General features: G+C 68.8%; 15 protein-coding genes. 6 read left to right on the top strand and 9 right to left on the bottom strand.

Annotated elements, in window-relative coordinates:
• Window positions 1–99: 99 nt before the first annotated feature.
• Together BKN37_RS20155 and glpX are read right to left on the bottom strand one after the other, a co-directional pair.
• On the bottom strand, window positions 100–1,500 hold the full coding sequence (locus BKN37_RS20155; RefSeq protein ID WP_071028739.1) for a class II fumarate hydratase: 1,401 nt from the start codon (window positions 1,498–1,500) through the stop codon (window positions 100–102).
• A gap of 22 nt (window positions 1,501–1,522) precedes the next feature.
• A complete protein-coding gene (glpX, locus tag BKN37_RS20150; RefSeq protein ID WP_207547270.1) occupies window positions 1,523–2,563 on the bottom strand; it encodes a class II fructose-bisphosphatase in 1,041 nt (346 codons plus the stop codon).
• 55 nt (window positions 2,564–2,618) lie between these two features.
• On the opposite strand from glpX, the gene BKN37_RS20145 reads away from it, so the two are divergent.
• A complete protein-coding gene (locus BKN37_RS20145; protein ID WP_242657308.1) occupies window positions 2,619–3,251 on the top strand; it encodes a DUF4245 domain-containing protein in 633 nt (210 codons plus the stop codon).
• A gap of 8 nt (window positions 3,252–3,259) precedes the next feature.
• Window positions 3,260–4,057: a dienelactone hydrolase family protein gene (locus BKN37_RS20140; protein WP_071028736.1), complete on the top strand. Its 798-nt coding sequence runs from the start codon at window positions 3,260–3,262 to the stop codon at window positions 4,055–4,057.
• 74 nt (window positions 4,058–4,131) lie between these two features.
• Here the strand turns inward: BKN37_RS20140 and BKN37_RS20135 are convergent, their stop codons facing one another.
• Window positions 4,132–5,259, bottom strand: coding sequence for an AI-2E family transporter (locus tag BKN37_RS20135; protein WP_071028735.1), 1,128 nt, complete (start codon window positions 5,257–5,259; stop codon window positions 4,132–4,134).
• Window positions 5,260–5,391: 132 nt separating this feature from the next.
• On the opposite strand from BKN37_RS20135, the gene BKN37_RS30500 reads away from it, so the two are divergent.
• The gene (locus BKN37_RS30500; RefSeq protein WP_071028734.1) at window positions 5,392–8,064 is read left to right on the top strand and encodes a serine/threonine-protein kinase PknD; all 2,673 of its coding nucleotides are present in this window, start codon (window positions 5,392–5,394) and stop codon (window positions 8,062–8,064) included.
• An 18-nt stretch (window positions 8,065–8,082) separates the two neighbouring features.
• On the opposite strand, the gene BKN37_RS20125 is transcribed toward BKN37_RS30500, so the two are convergent.
• Together BKN37_RS20125 and BKN37_RS20120 are read right to left on the bottom strand one after the other, a co-directional pair.
• On the bottom strand, window positions 8,083–8,847 hold the full coding sequence (locus tag BKN37_RS20125) for an SDR family NAD(P)-dependent oxidoreductase (protein ID WP_071028733.1): 765 nt from the start codon (window positions 8,845–8,847) through the stop codon (window positions 8,083–8,085).
• Window positions 8,844–9,908 (bottom strand): NAD-dependent epimerase/dehydratase family protein, encoded by a 1,065-nt coding sequence (locus tag BKN37_RS20120; protein ID WP_071028732.1) that lies wholly within the window; start codon window positions 9,906–9,908, stop codon window positions 8,844–8,846. The genes BKN37_RS20125 and BKN37_RS20120 overlap by 4 nt, the downstream gene beginning before the upstream one ends.
• Before the next feature lie 131 nt (window positions 9,909–10,039).
• Between BKN37_RS20120 and BKN37_RS20115 the strand changes: the two genes are divergently transcribed.
• Complete coding sequence (locus BKN37_RS20115; protein ID WP_071028740.1) at window positions 10,040–10,318, top strand: DUF1876 domain-containing protein; 279 nt, start codon at window positions 10,040–10,042, stop codon at window positions 10,316–10,318.
• 3 nt (window positions 10,319–10,321) lie between these two features.
• Window positions 10,322–10,846, top strand: coding sequence for a 2'-5' RNA ligase family protein (locus tag BKN37_RS20110; RefSeq protein WP_071028731.1), 525 nt, complete (start codon window positions 10,322–10,324; stop codon window positions 10,844–10,846).
• A gap of 3 nt (window positions 10,847–10,849) precedes the next feature.
• On the opposite strand, the gene BKN37_RS20105 is transcribed toward BKN37_RS20110, so the two are convergent.
• From BKN37_RS20105 to BKN37_RS20090, 4 genes are read right to left on the bottom strand one after another with little or no spacing between them, the layout of a single operon-like run.
• Window positions 10,850–11,971 carry a 3-beta-hydroxysteroid dehydrogenase gene (locus tag BKN37_RS20105; protein ID WP_095407146.1) on the bottom strand — a complete coding sequence of 374 codons (1,122 nt, stop codon included), beginning with the start codon at window positions 11,969–11,971 and terminating at the stop codon, window positions 10,850–10,852.
• 50 nt (window positions 11,972–12,021) lie between these two features.
• Window positions 12,022–12,255, bottom strand: a complete 234-nt coding sequence (locus BKN37_RS20100; RefSeq protein WP_071028729.1) for an exodeoxyribonuclease VII small subunit — start codon at window positions 12,253–12,255, stop codon at window positions 12,022–12,024.
• Window positions 12,245–13,489: an exodeoxyribonuclease VII large subunit gene (gene xseA / locus BKN37_RS20095; protein WP_071028728.1), complete on the bottom strand. Its 1,245-nt coding sequence runs from the start codon at window positions 13,487–13,489 to the stop codon at window positions 12,245–12,247. The genes BKN37_RS20100 and xseA overlap by 11 nt, the downstream gene beginning before the upstream one ends.
• Window positions 13,486–14,073, bottom strand: coding sequence for a lipid droplet-associated protein (locus BKN37_RS20090; protein ID WP_071028727.1), 588 nt, complete (start codon window positions 14,071–14,073; stop codon window positions 13,486–13,488). The genes xseA and BKN37_RS20090 overlap by 4 nt, the downstream gene beginning before the upstream one ends.
• Before the next feature lie 98 nt (window positions 14,074–14,171).
• On the opposite strand from BKN37_RS20090, the gene BKN37_RS20085 reads away from it, so the two are divergent.
• A complete protein-coding gene (locus BKN37_RS20085; protein ID WP_071028726.1) occupies window positions 14,172–15,173 on the top strand; it encodes a 4-hydroxy-3-methylbut-2-enyl diphosphate reductase in 1,002 nt (333 codons plus the stop codon).
• The last annotated feature ends 7 nt before the right edge of the window (window positions 15,174–15,180 follow it).

The raw sequence follows: 15,180 nt of genomic DNA, 5'->3' as shown, positions 1-15,180 counted from the left end.
GGTAGGGGCCCGGCTGGGGCGGGCCAGCCCAGTACGGAGGCTGCCCTTGGGGCGGCAGGCCGGACGGATCCTGCCCGTGGGGTCCGCCGGGGGGAGCGGTCATTGGTCGTCTTTGACTTTGGCCATCGCCAACACGTCGAGACGCTTGTCGAGTTCGGCCTCACTCAGCTTGTCGCCGATCAGGCCGCGGTCGATCACCGTCTGGCGGATGGTCTTGCGCTCCTTGAGCGCTTCCTTGGCCACCGCGGCGGCCTCCTCGTAGCCGATCGCCGAGTTCAGCGGCGTCACGATCGACGGGCTGGACTCGGCCAGCTCGCGCAGGTGCTCGACGTTGGCGGTCAATCCGACGATGCAACGGTCGGCGAACAGCCGGGACACGTTGGACAGCAACGTGAACGACTCCAGCAGGTTGCGCGCCATCATCGGGATGTAGACGTTGAGCTCGAACGCCCCGGCCGAACCGCCCCAGGCCACCGCGGCGTCGTTGCCGACCACCTGGGCCGCCACCTGGGTGACCGCCTCGGGCAGCACCGGGTTGACCTTGCCGGGCATGATCGAGCTGCCCGGCTGCAGGTCCGGCAGCTGGATCTCGCCCAGCCCGGTCAGCGGGCCCGAGCCCATCCACCGCACGTCGTTGGCGATCTTGGTCAGCGACACCGCGATGGTGCGCAGCGCGCCGGACGCCTCGACCAGCCCGTCGCGGGCGGCCTGGGCCTCGAACGAGTTGACCGCCGTACGCAATTCGCTCAGCCCGGTCTGCGCGACCAGCGCCTCGACCACCTTGGCGCCGAAGCCGTCGGGCGCGTTGAGCCCGGTGCCCACCGCGGTGCCGCCGATGGCCAGCTCACCGAGCCGCGGCAGCGTCGCCTGCACTCTTTCGATGCCCGCCTCGATCTGCCGGGCGTAACCGGAGAACTCCTGGCCCAGGGTCACCGGCACCGCGTCCATCAGGTGGGTGCGGCCGGACTTGACCACCGTGCGCCATTCGCGGGCCTTGCCGGCCAGCGCGTCGTGCAGCACCTGCAGCGCCGGAATCAGGTGGCGCACCGCGGCTTCGGTCGCCGCGATGTGGGTGGCGGTGGGGAAGGTGTCATTCGACGACTGGGACATGTTGACGTCGTCGTTGGGATGGACCGTCACCCCGTTGGCGGCCGCGATCGACGCGATCACCTCGTTGGTGTTCATGTTCGAGCTGGTGCCCGAACCGGTCTGGAACACGTCGATGGGGAACTGGTCGTCGTGTTGGCCGTCGGCGATCTCAGCCGCGGCGGCGATGATCGCGTCGGCCTTCTCCGGCGCCAGCAGGCCCAGATCCTTGTTCACCTGCGCGCAGGCGCCCTTGAGCAGGCCCAGCGCCCGGATCTGGGTGCGCTCCAGGGGCCGGTGCGAGATCGGGAAGTTCTCCACGGCCCGCTGGGTTTGGGCACGCCACAACGCCTTCGCCGGCACCCGGACCTCGCCCATGGTGTCGTGTTCGATGCGGAATTCGGGTTCAGCCATGCGATGTCCTTGTTGTCGAGGGTCAGGGCAGCGGATAGGCGGCGTTGGAGTCGCCGGTGAAGTCGACGGCCGAATACTCGTTGAGCTTCGACAGCCGGTGGTAGGCCTCGATCATCCGGACGGTGCCGGACTTGGAGCGCATCACGATCGACTGGGTGGTGCAGCCGCCGGGGTAGTAGCGCACCCCCTTGAGCAGATCGCCGTCGGTGACCCCGGTCGCGCAGAAGAACACATTCTCCCCGGACACCAGGTCCGCGGTGGTCAACACCGCATCCAGGTCGTAGCCGGCGTCGATCGCTTTTTGCCGCTCGGCGTCATCGGTCGGCGCCAGCTGGGCCTGGATCTCCCCGCCCATACATCGGATCGCCGCGGCGGCGATGATGCCCTCCGGGGTGCCGCCGATCCCGGCCAGCATGTCGGTGCCCGAGTTGGGGCGGCACGCCGAGATCGCCCCGGCCACGTCACCGTCGGTGATCAGCCGAATCCGCGCCCCGGTGGCCCGCACATCGTGGATCAGCTGGGCGTGCCGGGGCCGGTCCAGGATGCACACCGTGATGTCGCGCACCGACAGGTCCTTGGCCTTGGCGACCGCGCGGATGTTGTCGGCGATGGGTGCGGTGATATCGAGCACGTGGCCGGACTCGGGCCCGACCGCGATCTTGTTCATGTAGAACACCGCCGACGGGTCGAACATCGCACCGCGCTCGGCGACCGCCAGCACCGAGATGGCGTTGGGCATGCCCTTGCTCATCAGCGTGGTGCCGTCGATGGGATCCACCGCGAAGTCGCAGTCCGGCCCGTCGCCGTTGCCGACCTCTTCGCCGTTGTAGAGCATCGGGGCGTGGTCCTTCTCACCCTCGCCGATGACCACCACGCCGCGCATCGACACCGAGTTCACCAGTTCGCGCATGGCGTCGACGGCGGCGCCGTCGCCGCCCTCCTTGTCGCCGCGGCCCACCCAGCGGCCCGCGGCCATCGCGCCGGCCTCGGTGACCCGTACCAGTTCCATGGCCAGGTTGCGGTCTGGGGCTTCACGGCGGGGAGGCTGGCCAGGAGCAGTCATGGTTGCTGATTGTCCCAGAAGCCGATCACTGAGCGGGAGCTGGGATACTGGCCCGGTGACCACGCAGCCCCAGCCGACGCCGCGGCCGGCCAAGCCACGGCTGTTGCAGGACGGCCGCGACATGTTCTGGTCGCTGGCGCCGCTGGTGGTGGCCTGCATCGTGCTGGCGGGGCTGGCCGGGATGTGCTCGTTTCGGCCCGGCGGCAGCGACACCGGAAGCGCGCCGACCTACGATGCGGCCGGCGCGCTGCGGGCCGACGCGCAGACCCTCGGGTTCCCCATTCGGCTGCCCCGGCTGCCGGAGGGCTGGCAAGCCAACTCCGGAGGCCGCGGTGGCATCGAGGACGGCCGCACCGACCCGACGACGCATCAGCGGCTGCGCGCGGTCACCTCGACCGTCGGCTACCTCAGCCCGACCGGGATGTATGTCAGCTTGACCCAGAGCAACGCCGACGAGGACAAGCTGGTCGGCTCGATTCACGCCTCGATGCATCCGACCGGGACCGTCGACGTGGACGGCACCAGCTGGATCGTCTATCAGGGCGACACCGAGCCGGTGTGGACCACCCGGCTGACCGGTCCGGGCGGCCCGGCGCAGCTGGCGATCACCGGCGCGGGCAGCGCCGAACAGTTCCGCACCCTGGCGGCGGCCACCCAGTCGCAGCCGCCGCTGTCGACCGAGCGATAGGACCGCACGTGAGCGCACCCGAGGCCGACCTGACCGGATGGGCCGCGGCACCGTTTACCGGTGGCGGCTTCACCCACGACGTGTACCGCAAGGGTGAGGGCCCCGGCGTGGTGCTGATTCCCGAGATTCCGGGCATCCACCCCGGTGTGCTGGGGCTGGGCAATCACCTGGTGGACAACGGGTTCACCGTGGCGATGCCGTCGCTGTTCGGCACGCCGGGCGCACCGCGGATGAGTGTGGACGCGCTGACGACGATGGCACGGGCCTGCGTGACCCGGGAATTCGCCGCGTTCGCCACCAACAGGCAGCGGCCGGTCACCCAGTTCCTACGGGCGCTGGCCCGCGACCTCAACGCCGCCACACCGGGCAAGGGGGTGGGGGTGATCGGGCAGTGCTTCACCGGCGGTTTCGCGTTGGCCGCCGCGGTCGACGATGCCGTGCTGGCCCCGGTGCTCAGCCAGCCGTCGCTGCCGGTCCCGCTGACCCCCAAGCAGCGCCGCGACGCCGGGCTATCCGAGGTCGAGTTGGGGGTGATCGCCGACCGCGCCGCCAGCGACGGGTTGTGCGCGCTGGGGTTGCGGTTCAGCGAGGACAAGATGTCCCCCGGCGACCGGTTCGTCACGCTGAAGGAGCGGCTCGGCGACGCGTTCGAGGTGATCGAGATCGACTCGTCGCCGGCCAATGCGCACGGCTTTACCCGGATGGCGCATTCGGTGCTCACCGACGAGGTCCGCGAGGTTGACGGCCACCCGGCCTACGAGGCGCGCAAACGGGTGGTTCAGTTCCTCACCGAGCGGTTGAAGTAGCGCCTATCCCGGGCGGCGCCTATCCCGGGCGCCGAACGTGCACTCAGACCGAGATTTCGGCCCGAATTTCGGTCTCAGTACACGTTCGGCGTTAATCGCCACCGCTTCCACCGGCGCTTCGGCTCTTCGTCGGGCTCCTCCAGCTCCACACCCTTGTACACCGCCAGATAGACCTCGACGGTGGTGACGATCAGGATCATCAGCACCGGCCCGATCACGATGCCCCAGAAACCGAACATCGCGATCCCGGAAAACACCGCCAGCAGCATCAGCGCCGAATCCAGCCGCGCCGCCCGCGGCACCAGCACCGGACGCAGCACATTGTCGATGTTGGTGACCACGAGCAGGTGAAACAGCACCACGAACGCACCCCCGACGACGTGGCCGAAGAACATCATGCCGACCCCGAACGGCATCGTCACGATGCCACCGCCGAGCGGAATGATCGACAGCGCGGTCAACAGGATCGCGAAGATGAACAAGCCCTGGTGAAACCCGCCGACATAGATCGACGCCGCCCCCGCCACACCTTGGCACAACGCGATGACGAACTGGCCCATCACCGTCCCGCGCACCATGGCGCCGGTCTTGGCCAGATACAGGTCGGTGATCTCCGCCCCGAGCGGGTTGAGCTGACGGATCAGCGTGTGGATCCTGTCCCGGTTCACCAGCAGCGAGATGAAGACGTACAGGAAGATGATCGACGCCGCGATCGCGGCGACGACGCTGCCCACCGCGCCCTGCAGCCCGTGCAGCAGCCACTCGCCGCCGCGTTGGGCGACGGTGACGATCGCGTGCCGCAGCGATTCGGCGGTCACCGTCACGTGCACGAACGGCACCCGCGCCAACACGTCGTTGACCACCCGCAGCGTTTTGTCGCCCAGGGTGCTCATATCGGTCGCCGCGACCCACTCGCTGACCCGGCCGACCATCCGGGTGATCTGCATGATCGCCAGAAAAATCACCGCGGCCGCCGGCACGATCACCGTCGCCACCGCCGCCAGCAGGGTCAGCGTCGCCGACAGGCCGGTGGAAAACCGGTGCCGCAGCCGCTGAAACAGCGGGGTGAACAGATACGCGCCCACCGCGGCCACCACGATCAGAATGAAGAACCCGCGCAGAAAGTACGCGCCGAACACCAGCGCGACCGCGGTGGTGATGGCCAACGCACGTCGTTGCGTCGGGGTCAACTCAGCATCCATCGCCGGCCTCCTGCGCCGCTTTCCGAGGTAGACGCTAGCCCGGTTCGAGGCCAATCGCGGGTAGGAGCGGCTCGTGTTCCTGTCCTGGCGCTTGGCGGCATCCCGCCCGGTCAGATGTGCCAAACTCGGATCGTGACAGGGGGCGAGACCTTCATCGCCGGGTATCGGGTCGTGGAACGGCTCGGCGCCGGCGGCATGGGTGAGGTGTTCCTGGTGGCGCATCCCCGCTTGCCGCGTCTCGATGCGCTGAAGCTCCTTGATGGCGGCGTGAGCCGCAATGACGAGTTCTGCCAACGCTTCACCCGCGAGGCCGACCTGCTGGCCCCGTTACGCCACCCCAACATCATCACCCTGTATGACCGGGGCGAGCATGACGGCCGGCTGTGGCTGACGATGGAGTACGTTGCCGGAACCGACGTGGCGAAGCTGCTCAAATCCGGGCCGCTTGGATTGGACGTGGCGATCCAAGTCATCGCTGGGGCGGGGGCGGCCCTCGACTACGCCTACACCGAGTACCGCATCACCCATCGTGACGTGAAGCCGGCGAACATCCTCGTTGAGTTCGGTCAAGACCATCGGCTGCGGACCGTGAAGCTGGCTGACTTCGGGATTGCCAAGGCCGCTGGGGAAGCCACCTCGCTGACGTCCACCGGGGCGACTGTCGGCACCATGAGCTACATCTCGCCCGAAGCGATCGAGGGCGGTGTGCTCGACAACAGGGCCGATATCTACTCGCTGGGCTGCAGCGCGTTCGAGATGCTGACCGGGTCGCTGCCGTTCACCGCGAGCTCGATCACCGCGTTGATGGCCGCGCATCTCAGCCGGCCCGTCCCGCCGGTCACCGCACGCAACCCCGCCCTGCCGGGCTACCTCGACAGGGCGGTGGCTCGGGCGCTGGCGAAAGACCCCAAAGCGCGGTATCAGACGTGCGCGGAGTTCGTGGAGGCGTTGCGCGCGCCTGGTGCAGAGACAGCCCCAGCGCTCCCAACGATGGGTCCGCGGCCGAACGCGGCCGCACCGTCGGCAATGACACTGCCCACCGTCACCTCGCAGAGCTATCCACCTGGCCAGGGGGCTCAGGTTCCACCCTATTTGCCCCCACCGCCGATGTATCTGAGACCGCCAGGTCGTGGCCAGCGGACACGGAAACGCAAACGGTCGCTGATCCTTTGGGCCGTCATCCTGCTAGTCGTTGCGGGCGGGATCGCCGTTGGCGTTGTCACGCGGAAAGGTTCGACACCGACCCCGACCGCCCACCCGACTCAAACAAGTCAGACGGCGTCCCAGCCCGGACAGCCGGCTCAGACCGTCCTGCCCTTCACGGGGCTCAATGAGCCCTTCGGTGTGGCGGTGGATTCTGCTGGGGCGGTGTATGTTGCCGACTTCAACAACGCCCGGGTGGTGAAGTTGGCGGCGGGGGCCAACACCCAACAGGTCTTGCCCTTCACCGGGTTGCGTGGGCCGAACGGGGTAGCCGTCGACGGCGCCGGGAACGTCTACGTCGCTGACACCCCCAACAACCGGGTGGTGAAGTTAGCGGCGGGCTCCGACGCTCAAGAGGAACTGCCGTTGACGGGACTCAACAAGCCGTTCGCGGTGGCCGTTGATGGTGCGGGCAATGTCTACGTCGCCGACAAAGATAACAATCGTGTCGTGCAGCTGGCGGCCGAGTCGAACACCCAACACGAGTTGCCTTTCACCGGACTTGCTGGACCGGTCGGGGTGACGGTGGATTCTGCCAGGAGTGTTTACGTTGCAGACTTCAACAACAACCGTGTGGTGAAGTTGGCGGCGGGATCCAACACCCAACAGGTGTTGCCCTTCGGGGGTCTCACGATACCGTCCGGGGTGGCCGTTGATGACGCCGGAAATGTCTATGCCACCGACGGCGCCATTCATCATGTAATGAAGCTGACGACCGGTTCGGCCAGCCCACAGGCGTTACCCTTCACCGGACTTGCTCAGCCGATCGGGCTGGCGGTGGATTCTGCCGGCAATGTCTACGTCGCAGACGTCAAGAACAACCAGGTGGTGAAATTGCCCGCCAGGCCGGTTACCCAAGAGACATTGCCTTTTTCCGGGCTCGATAGGCCGTACACCATGGCGGTCGATCGCATGGGAAACGTCTACGTCGCCGACAGCAGGAACAAGCGTGTGCTGAAGTTGGCGGCGGGGTCCAGCACCCCGGATGTCTTGCCGTTCGACCAACTCGAGGACACCTTATCGGTCGCGGTTGATGGTGCTGGGAATGTCTACGTCGCCGACACCCGCAACAACCGCGTCGTGAAACTACCAGCGGGTTCGAACACCCAACAGGTGTTGCTGTTCACCGGAATCGCGGGGCCGAGTGGGATTACGGTGGATTCGGCGGGCAACGTCTACATCACCGACGGCGGCAACCGTGTGGTGAAGTTGGCTGCGGATTCGCATGCCCAAGAGGTCCTGCCGTTCAGTGGACTGGATGGACCACTCGGAATGGCGGTGGACTCAGCCGACAACGTCTACGTCGCCGACAACCGCAACAAGCGGGTGGTGAAGTTGGCCGCGGGTTCGGACACTCAACAGGTACTGCCGTTCACCGAACTTGCGAGCCCGTTCTGGGTTGCGGTGGATTCAGCTGACAACGTCTACGTCACCGACGAGGGCACCAGGAGGGTGGTGAAGTTGCCGGCCGGATCTGACACCCCACGGACGCTTCCCTTTAGGGGACTTCGCGACCCATGCGGGGTGGCGGTCGATTCAGCGGGCAACGTCTACGTCACCGATATCGGCGATAACCGTGTACTGAAGTTGGCGGTTGGCTAGGCGCCGCGCGGGTGAAGTCTATTGTTGCCCAGCCAGTTTCATCACGTGGCTCAACACATCCGGGTAGCGGCGCAGGTGCGCGCCGCCGTTGAGGTCGAGCACCTCGCCGGTCAGCCAGGACGCCTTGGGTGAACACAGGAACACCACCGCGTCGGCGACATCCTGCGGGGCGCCGGCCCGGCCCAGCGGGGTGTTCTCCAGGTACTCCTCGACCACGCCGGGGATCGCCGCGGCCGGTTCGGTCAGCGGGGTGTGCACAAACCCCGGGGCCACCGCGTTGACCCGGATCCCGCGCGGCGCCAGCTCGAGTGCGGCCACCTGGGTCAGCATCGACAGCCCGGCCTTGGCCGCACAGTAGGCGCTCATCGCCGCCGCGGGCTGTCGCCCGTTCAGCGACGAGATCGACACCAGCGCACCGCCGCTGCGCAACAGCCGACCCGCGTATTTGGTGACGATGAACGCCCCGGTGAGGCAGACGTCGATGACCTCCCGGAACTGGTCCACCGGCATGTCCATGATCAGGCCGACGTTGCTGAACCCCGCGGTGTTGACCACGATGTCCAGTGGCCCGGCCTGCTCAAACAGCGTGGCCACCGACTCCTCGTCGGTGACCTCGACGGTGGCGGCGGTGTGCGGGTCACCGAGGTCGGCGGCGACGGCCCGCGCGCCCGCGGTGTTGCGGTCGGCGACCGTCACCCGGCAGCCGTCGGCGGCCAGCGCGTCCGCCACCGCCCGGCCGATTCCGGAGGCACCGCCGATGACGACGGCGTCGCGGGTGGTCATGCCGGGCTCCCGTCGGGTCGCGGATCGCCCCACTTATCGCGGATGGCCGCCCACGGGTCGGCGTAGCGGCCGGGCTTGCCGTAGTAGGCCGACCGCCGGGTCAAATACCAGCCCGCCAGCGGTGCGATCAGCCGCAGCGGATACCGCTTCCAGCCGGTGATTTCGGCGGTCTCGGCCAGCATGTCCGGCCAGGAATGGCGTTGAAAATTCAGCGCCTGCTGGGCCCGGTCGGTGTCCATCCAGTCGGTGGCGAACCATCCGTCGTCGCTGTCCGGGTCACCGGGGCGGCCGGCGGGCATGGCCCCGACCAGGCCCATCGCCGCGGTCATCGCCGGCGTCAGATCGCCCTGGCGGCTGCGATGGGTGCTGTCGCCCCCGATCAGCAGCGTCTCGCCGACCACGTCGGCGGTGGTGGCGGCGGCGAACGCGCGCGCGACGTCGCGCACGTCCACCGTCTGGATCCGGTTGTCGACCGGCAGCATGCCCTCGAACGCGATGAAGTCGGGGTCGATGTCGAAGCGCTGCTCCACGGTCAGCACGCCGCCCAGGCGCAGCACCACCTGGTCCAGGCCCGAGTCGCGGACCAGCCGCTCGGCTTCCACCTTGTGGGCGCCGTAGATGTCCACCGGGTTGACCGGGGTGTCCGCGGTGAGGACGTCGGTGATCCGGTGCGGGTTGCGGGGGCCGTACACCGCCACGCTGGAGGCCAGCACGAAGCGCGGCGGATCGGCTTGGGCGGCAGCGGTCTTGAGCAGATGGGCGGTGGCGTCGACGTTGACCTTGCGGGCCAGGCCGTGGCGCGAATAGCACAGCGGCGCGATGACCGCGGCCAGGTGCACGATCGCGGTGGGGGAGACGGCGCCGACCAGCCCGTCGACGGCCGCCGGGTCGGTCAAGTCGGCGTAGCGCACCTCCACCGACGCCGGCAGCTTGCCCGCCGCCTTGCGGTTGGCGGGCACATCGAGGTCGGTGGCGACCACGCGCCGACCGTCCTCGGCGAGCCGCTTGACTGTCGCCGACCCCACCAGCCCGAACGCGCCGGTGACCAAAACCGTATCCATGCAACTCCTCGATGAGAACGTGTTCCAGCGATCTTGCCGGGAAAGTCGGCGCGAGAACAGACCTTCCGGCGAAACCACTCGTGCAACGGCGCCGCGCGGAGCACCCTTAGAGAGGAGAGAAGGTGATCGCGATGTATGACAGGAATCTGGACCCCAACTGGCATGTCGACATCGAGTTCGACGAGGACGAGACCCACACCCACGCGACGGTGCGAGCCCAGCTCTGCGACGGCCAAACCATGACGACGCGGGGTGACGCCTACCGTCATCCCGACGACGCCAGCCAGCCGGCGGTGGGGGAGGAGATCGCCGCGGCCCGCGGGCTGATCGCGCTCGGCACCGCGCTACTGCAGACCGCGTCCTCGCAGATCGAACAGGCCACCCACCACCCGGTCCACCTGTACCGCTGACCGGTGGCGCTGGCCGTCTGCCTGCTGTTCGACCGGCGATCCGAGCGGGCGGTCCGCGCCCTGTGGGATCGGCTCGAGCAGCACGGGGTGCCCAGCCTGGCCTCGCACACCCACCGACGGCACGTCCCGCACCTGTCGTACGCGGTGCTGCGTAGCTGGGACCTGGCCGCGGTGACCGCCGCGCTCGCCGCACTCGACGACGGGTCCCCGGTCCAGGCCAACTTCGACGGCGTCGGGTTGTTCCGGCGCGGCCGGACGTGGCTGGTCGCCGGGGTCAGCGCGGAGCTCATGGCGCGCCAGCAGCGGGTGGTCGAAGCCGTCACCGCCACCGGCGCCGACCTGCACAAGCACTATCGGCCCGGCATCTGGTTGCCGCATTGTTCGCTGGCGCCGCGGGCCCGGTTGGCCGAGCTGCCGGTGGCCGTCGCCGCGGTGTTCGACGTGCTGCCGCTGCAGGCCACGCTGGACCGCGCCGCCCTGGTCAACAGCGCGACCGGTGAGGTCAGCCCGCTGCCGTCGCTGCCGTGACGCCTACTCCGGCGGGGCCGCGGCGACGACGGTCGCCGCGTGCGGCTCGGCGGCGGCTTTGATCTGCTCGAACAACTCGGTGTAGTACGGCAGGCATTCGGCCATCGCCTCTTTGGTGGTGAACAGCGGCGCATACCCCAGATCCCGTTGCGCCTTGGCGATGGAGAAGTAGTTGTCCAGGTAGAGGCGCTCGACCGCCAGCGGCTCCAGCGGCGGCTGCGGCAACCCGAACTTGAAGTGCAGCCGCTGCCAGACCGTCATCGCCCAGCGGACCAGCGGGCCGTTCACCCGCAGCCGGGGCCAGTGCTGCCCGCAGGCTTCCACCACCGGCCGGGCGAACTCGAACATGTTGATCGGCTCACCGTCGTTGATGAAGTAGGCCTGCCCCGGGGCGGTGCCGCCGGGCACCAGGTGCTCGCCGGCCAGGATGAACCCGTGAATCAGGTTGTGCACGTAGGAGTTATCCAGTCGGGCGTTCTTGCTGCCGATCAGCACCTTGACGTGCCCGGCCACCACGCTTTCGAACAGCTTGCGGAACATGGTCTGGTCGCCGCGCCCCCAGATCCCGCTGGGCCGGATCGAGCAGGTGAGCATGTCGCCAACACCGTTCTGCGCCAACACAAACTTCTCGGCGGCCACCTTGGTTTCGGTGTAGAGGTCGTTGAACCGGGTGGTGTAGGGCAAGGTCTCATCGCCGTTTTGGATGCGCTGGCCGCCCATCACCACGCTGTTCGACGCCGTGTAGACGAATCGCTGCACCCCGGCGGCCTGCCCGGCTGTCACCAGGTTTTTGGTGCCCTCGACGTTGACGGCGAAGCTGCGCTGCCGGTACTCGTCGCTCACCGACGCGCCGCCCATCAACTCGATGATGGCCGCGGTGTGAAAGACGGTGTCGATGCCGGCCACCGCGGCGGCCACCGTGTCGGGGTCGCAGATGTCGCCCTGGACGACGTCGAGCCGGGGATGGTCGGGCAGCGGCGACGGCGCCCGGTCGAAGGAGCGCACCTCATGGCCGCGTTCCAGCAGGGTGGTCACCAGGTTGGCGCCGACGAAGCCGGAGCCGCCGGTGACCAGGACGCGGCCGAGTGGGGTCGTCAGGGATGCATCTGCCATGACGGCGAGGATAACTGAAACGTGTTCCAGTTACGAGTAGGGCGGCGAAATTGGTCGCCGGCTCATTGCTGGTCAGCGTCGTCGGCGGCCAACGCGTCGGCCACCCGTTTGCGTGCTCCAGCTAAGTGCTCCTCGCAGCGTTTAGCCAGTTTCTCCCCTCTTTCCCAGAGGCTCAGCGACGCATTCAGGTCCAGTCCACCCTGTTCCAGCTGCCGGACGACGTCGACCAGCTCGTCGCGGCAGGCTTCATACCCCAGCTCACTAATGGGCCTAGCTTCGCCCTGCTCATCGGCCATCGGTTGGTCCCTCACTCGTCGCGGCCACGGCACCATCAGACACCCGGATCCGCAGCCGGGTGCCCGCGGGGGCCTCGTCGACCGCCCGCAGCACCGCCGCCGGCCCCGACGCGGACACCGTCTGCACCACCGCGTAGCCGCGGGCCAGCGTCGCCGCCGGCCCCAGGGTGGCCAGCCGGGCGGCCAGATGACCGATGCGGTCCGCTTCGACGGCGACCAGCCGGGTGACGTCGCGGCGCAGCGCGGAGCGGGCGCGGTGGATCTCCTCGGCGCGGGCGCTCAGCGCGGACAGCGGATCGGCCAGCACCGGGCGGCTGCGCAGCTGGGCCAGCGCCCGTTCTTCGCGGGACACCCAGTTGCGCAGCGCTTGGGCGCTGCGCCGGCGCAGGTCGTCGATCAGCGCCTGCTCGGCCGCGGTGTCGGGGACGATCTTTTTCGCCGCGTCGGTGGGGGTGGCGGCCCGCAGGTCGGCCACCAGGTCGCACAGCGGGTTGTCGGGTTCGTGGCCGACCGCGCTGACCACCGGGGTGCGGCACGCGGCGATCGCCCGGCACAGTGTCTCATCGGAGAACGGCAGCAGGTCTTCCACGCTGCCGCCGCCGCGGGCCACCACGATCACCTCCACCTCCGGGTCGGCGTCCAGAGCGCGCAAAGCCTCGATGATCTGCGGTACGGCGGTGGGCCCCTGCACGGCGGTGTTGCGGACCGCGAAGCGGACCGCGGGCCAGCGGGCGGCGGCCACCGTGGTCACATCCCGCTCGGCGGCGCTGGCCCGGCCGGTGATCAACCCGACGGTGCCCGGCAGGAACGGGATCGGCCGCTTGAGCCGCGGATCGAACAGGCCCTCGGCGTCCAGCAGGCGGCGCAGCCGGTCGATGCGGGCCAACAGCTCACCGATGCCGACCGCGCGGATCTCGCTGACGCGCAGCGAGAAGGTGCCCCGCCCGGTGTAGAAGGTCGGCTTGCCGCAGACCACCACCTGAATGCCCTCGGCCAGTTTGACCGGCGCGGCGGCCACCAGGTCGGCCGAGCACATCACGGTCAGCGACATGTCGGCCGCCGGGTCGCGCAGCACCATGAACACGGTTCGGGCGTTGGGCCGCAGGTTGATCTGGGTCAACTGACCCTCCACCCATACCGCGCCGAGCCGGTCGATCCATTTGGCCACCCGAGTGGCGACCGCGCGCACCGGCCACGGGTTTTCGGCGGAGTTCGCCGGTGCCGGACGGGTCACTTCGCGGTGGCGCGGGTGATCCTGTTGGCCAGCAGCGTCTGGAACGGGGCGCGCGCCTTGGTGGCCTCCTCGTAGGCCAGCAGGGTCTCGAGGTCATCGAGGCTCAACGAGTGCAGTCGGGCCCGCAGCTGGGCCAGCGTCAACCCGTCATAGCCCAGTTCGGCGGCCACGTCCGGGGCCGGCACCGTGGTGGCGGGCGCCGAGCCCTTCGCGGGTTTGGCGGGGGACTCGGCCGGGGGATCGGCCTCGTCCAGTGAATACAGGGCGAACCGGCCCTCGGTTCGCCGCCCGTTGTCGTCGGTGCCCGGCGCCGCGTCGACGACCTCGTCGGCGTCGTCGAGGTCCTCGTCGAACGTCGCCCACTCCGGCTGCTCATCCTTGGGCGGAAACAACGTCTCCAGGGTGGCATCGCCCTTGATCGCCAGCTCGGCCAGGCTCTGCTGCCAGCGCATCACCAGGTGCGCCGCCTGACTGGCCAGCGTCATCGGATACATCAGGATGGTCTGTGGCAGCTTCTTGGTTTCCTCGGCGGCGACCGTCGCCGCACCCACCAGAAGCCGAACCCCATACGGTGCAGTACCCATGGCTCCCAGACTGCCTTAACCGCCGGTCAACGCCAAGCGCGGGGGCGCCGTGGCGCGGAGATGGCGGACCCGTGTCCGCGGAACGTACCCTGGTTGCCATGCCACCGACCGTCAACATGGGGATTCCCGGGGCGTCCACGCCCCTGGTCGACACCCCCACCGGGAAGCGGGTGCTCCTCGCCGAGCCCCGCGGATACTGCGCCGGGGTGGACCGGGCGGTCGAGACCGTCGAGCGCGCGCTGGAGAAACACGGCGCCCCGGTCTACGTCCGCCACGAGATCGTGCACAACCGGCACGTGGTCGACACGCTGGCCAAGGCCGGCGCGGTGTTCGTCGACGAGACCGACGAGGTGCCCGAGGGCGCGATCGTGGTGTTTTCCGCCCACGGGGTGGCGCCGAGCGTGCACCAGTCGGCCGCCGAGCGGGAGCTGCAGGTCATCGACGCCACCTGCCCGCTGGTCACCAAGGTGCACAACGAGGCCAAGCGGTACGCCCGCGACGACTACGACATCCTGCTGATCGGGCACGAGGGCCACGAGGAGGTCATCGGCACCGCCGGCGAGGCGCCCGAGCACGTGCAACTGGTGGACGGCCCGGACGCGGTGGCCGCCGTCACGGTCCGCGACGAGAACAAGGTGGTGTGGCTGTCGCAGACCACGTTGAGTGTCGACGAGACGATGGACATCGTGGAGCGGCTGCGGCAACGATTCCCGAAACTGCAGGACCCGCCCAGCGACGACATCTGCTACGCGACCCAGAACCGTCAGACCGCGGTCAAGGCGATGGCCCCGGAATGCCAGCTGGTGATCGTGGTCGGGTCACGGAACTCGTCGAACTCGGTGCGGCTGGTCGAGGTAGCGCGCGGCGCCGGCGCCGCGTCCGCGCACTTGGTGGACTACGCCGACGACATCGACCCGGCCTGGCTGGACCAGGTGACCACTGTCGGCGTCACCTCCGGGGCGTCGGTGCCCGAGGTGCTGGTGCGCGGCGTGCTGGAGCGGCTGGCCGACTACGGCTTCGGCGTGGTGCAACAGGTGACGACGGCCAACGAGACGCTGGTGTTCGCGCTGCCCCGCGAGATCCGCCCGGCCCGGCACTAGCTTCTAG

The organism is Mycobacterium talmoniae (genome assembly GCF_001854525.1).
Taxonomy (GTDB): Bacteria; Actinomycetota; Actinomycetes; order Mycobacteriales; family Mycobacteriaceae; genus Mycobacterium; species Mycobacterium talmoniae.
The sequence above is the reverse complement of the archived record's forward strand: the minus strand, read 5'-3'. Positions and strand labels throughout refer to the sequence as shown.

Excerpts from the sequence above, each read along its gene's own strand:
- BKN37_RS20155 (WP_071028739.1), bottom strand. The coding sequence starts at position 1,500 with ATGGCTGAACCCGAATTCCGCATCGAACACGACACCATGGGCGAGGTC.
- glpX (WP_207547270.1), bottom strand. The coding sequence starts at position 2,563 with ATGACTGCTCCTGGCCAGCCTCCCCGCCGTGAAGCCCCAGACCGCAAC.
- BKN37_RS20135 (WP_071028735.1), bottom strand. The coding sequence starts at position 5,259 with ATGGATGCTGAGTTGACCCCGACGCAACGACGTGCGTTGGCCATCACC.
- BKN37_RS20125 (WP_071028733.1), bottom strand. The coding sequence starts at position 8,847 with ATGACCACCCGCGACGCCGTCGTCATCGGCGGTGCCTCCGGAATCGGC.
- BKN37_RS20120 (WP_071028732.1), bottom strand. The coding sequence starts at position 9,908 with ATGGATACGGTTTTGGTCACCGGCGCGTTCGGGCTGGTGGGGTCGGCG.
- BKN37_RS20115 (WP_071028740.1), top strand. The coding sequence starts at position 10,040 with ATGTATGACAGGAATCTGGACCCCAACTGGCATGTCGACATCGAGTTC.
- BKN37_RS20100 (WP_071028729.1), bottom strand. The coding sequence starts at position 12,255 with ATGGCCGATGAGCAGGGCGAAGCTAGGCCCATTAGTGAGCTGGGGTAT.
- BKN37_RS20090 (WP_071028727.1), bottom strand. The coding sequence starts at position 14,073 with ATGGGTACTGCACCGTATGGGGTTCGGCTTCTGGTGGGTGCGGCGACG.
- BKN37_RS20085 (WP_071028726.1), top strand. The coding sequence starts at position 14,172 with ATGCCACCGACCGTCAACATGGGGATTCCCGGGGCGTCCACGCCCCTG.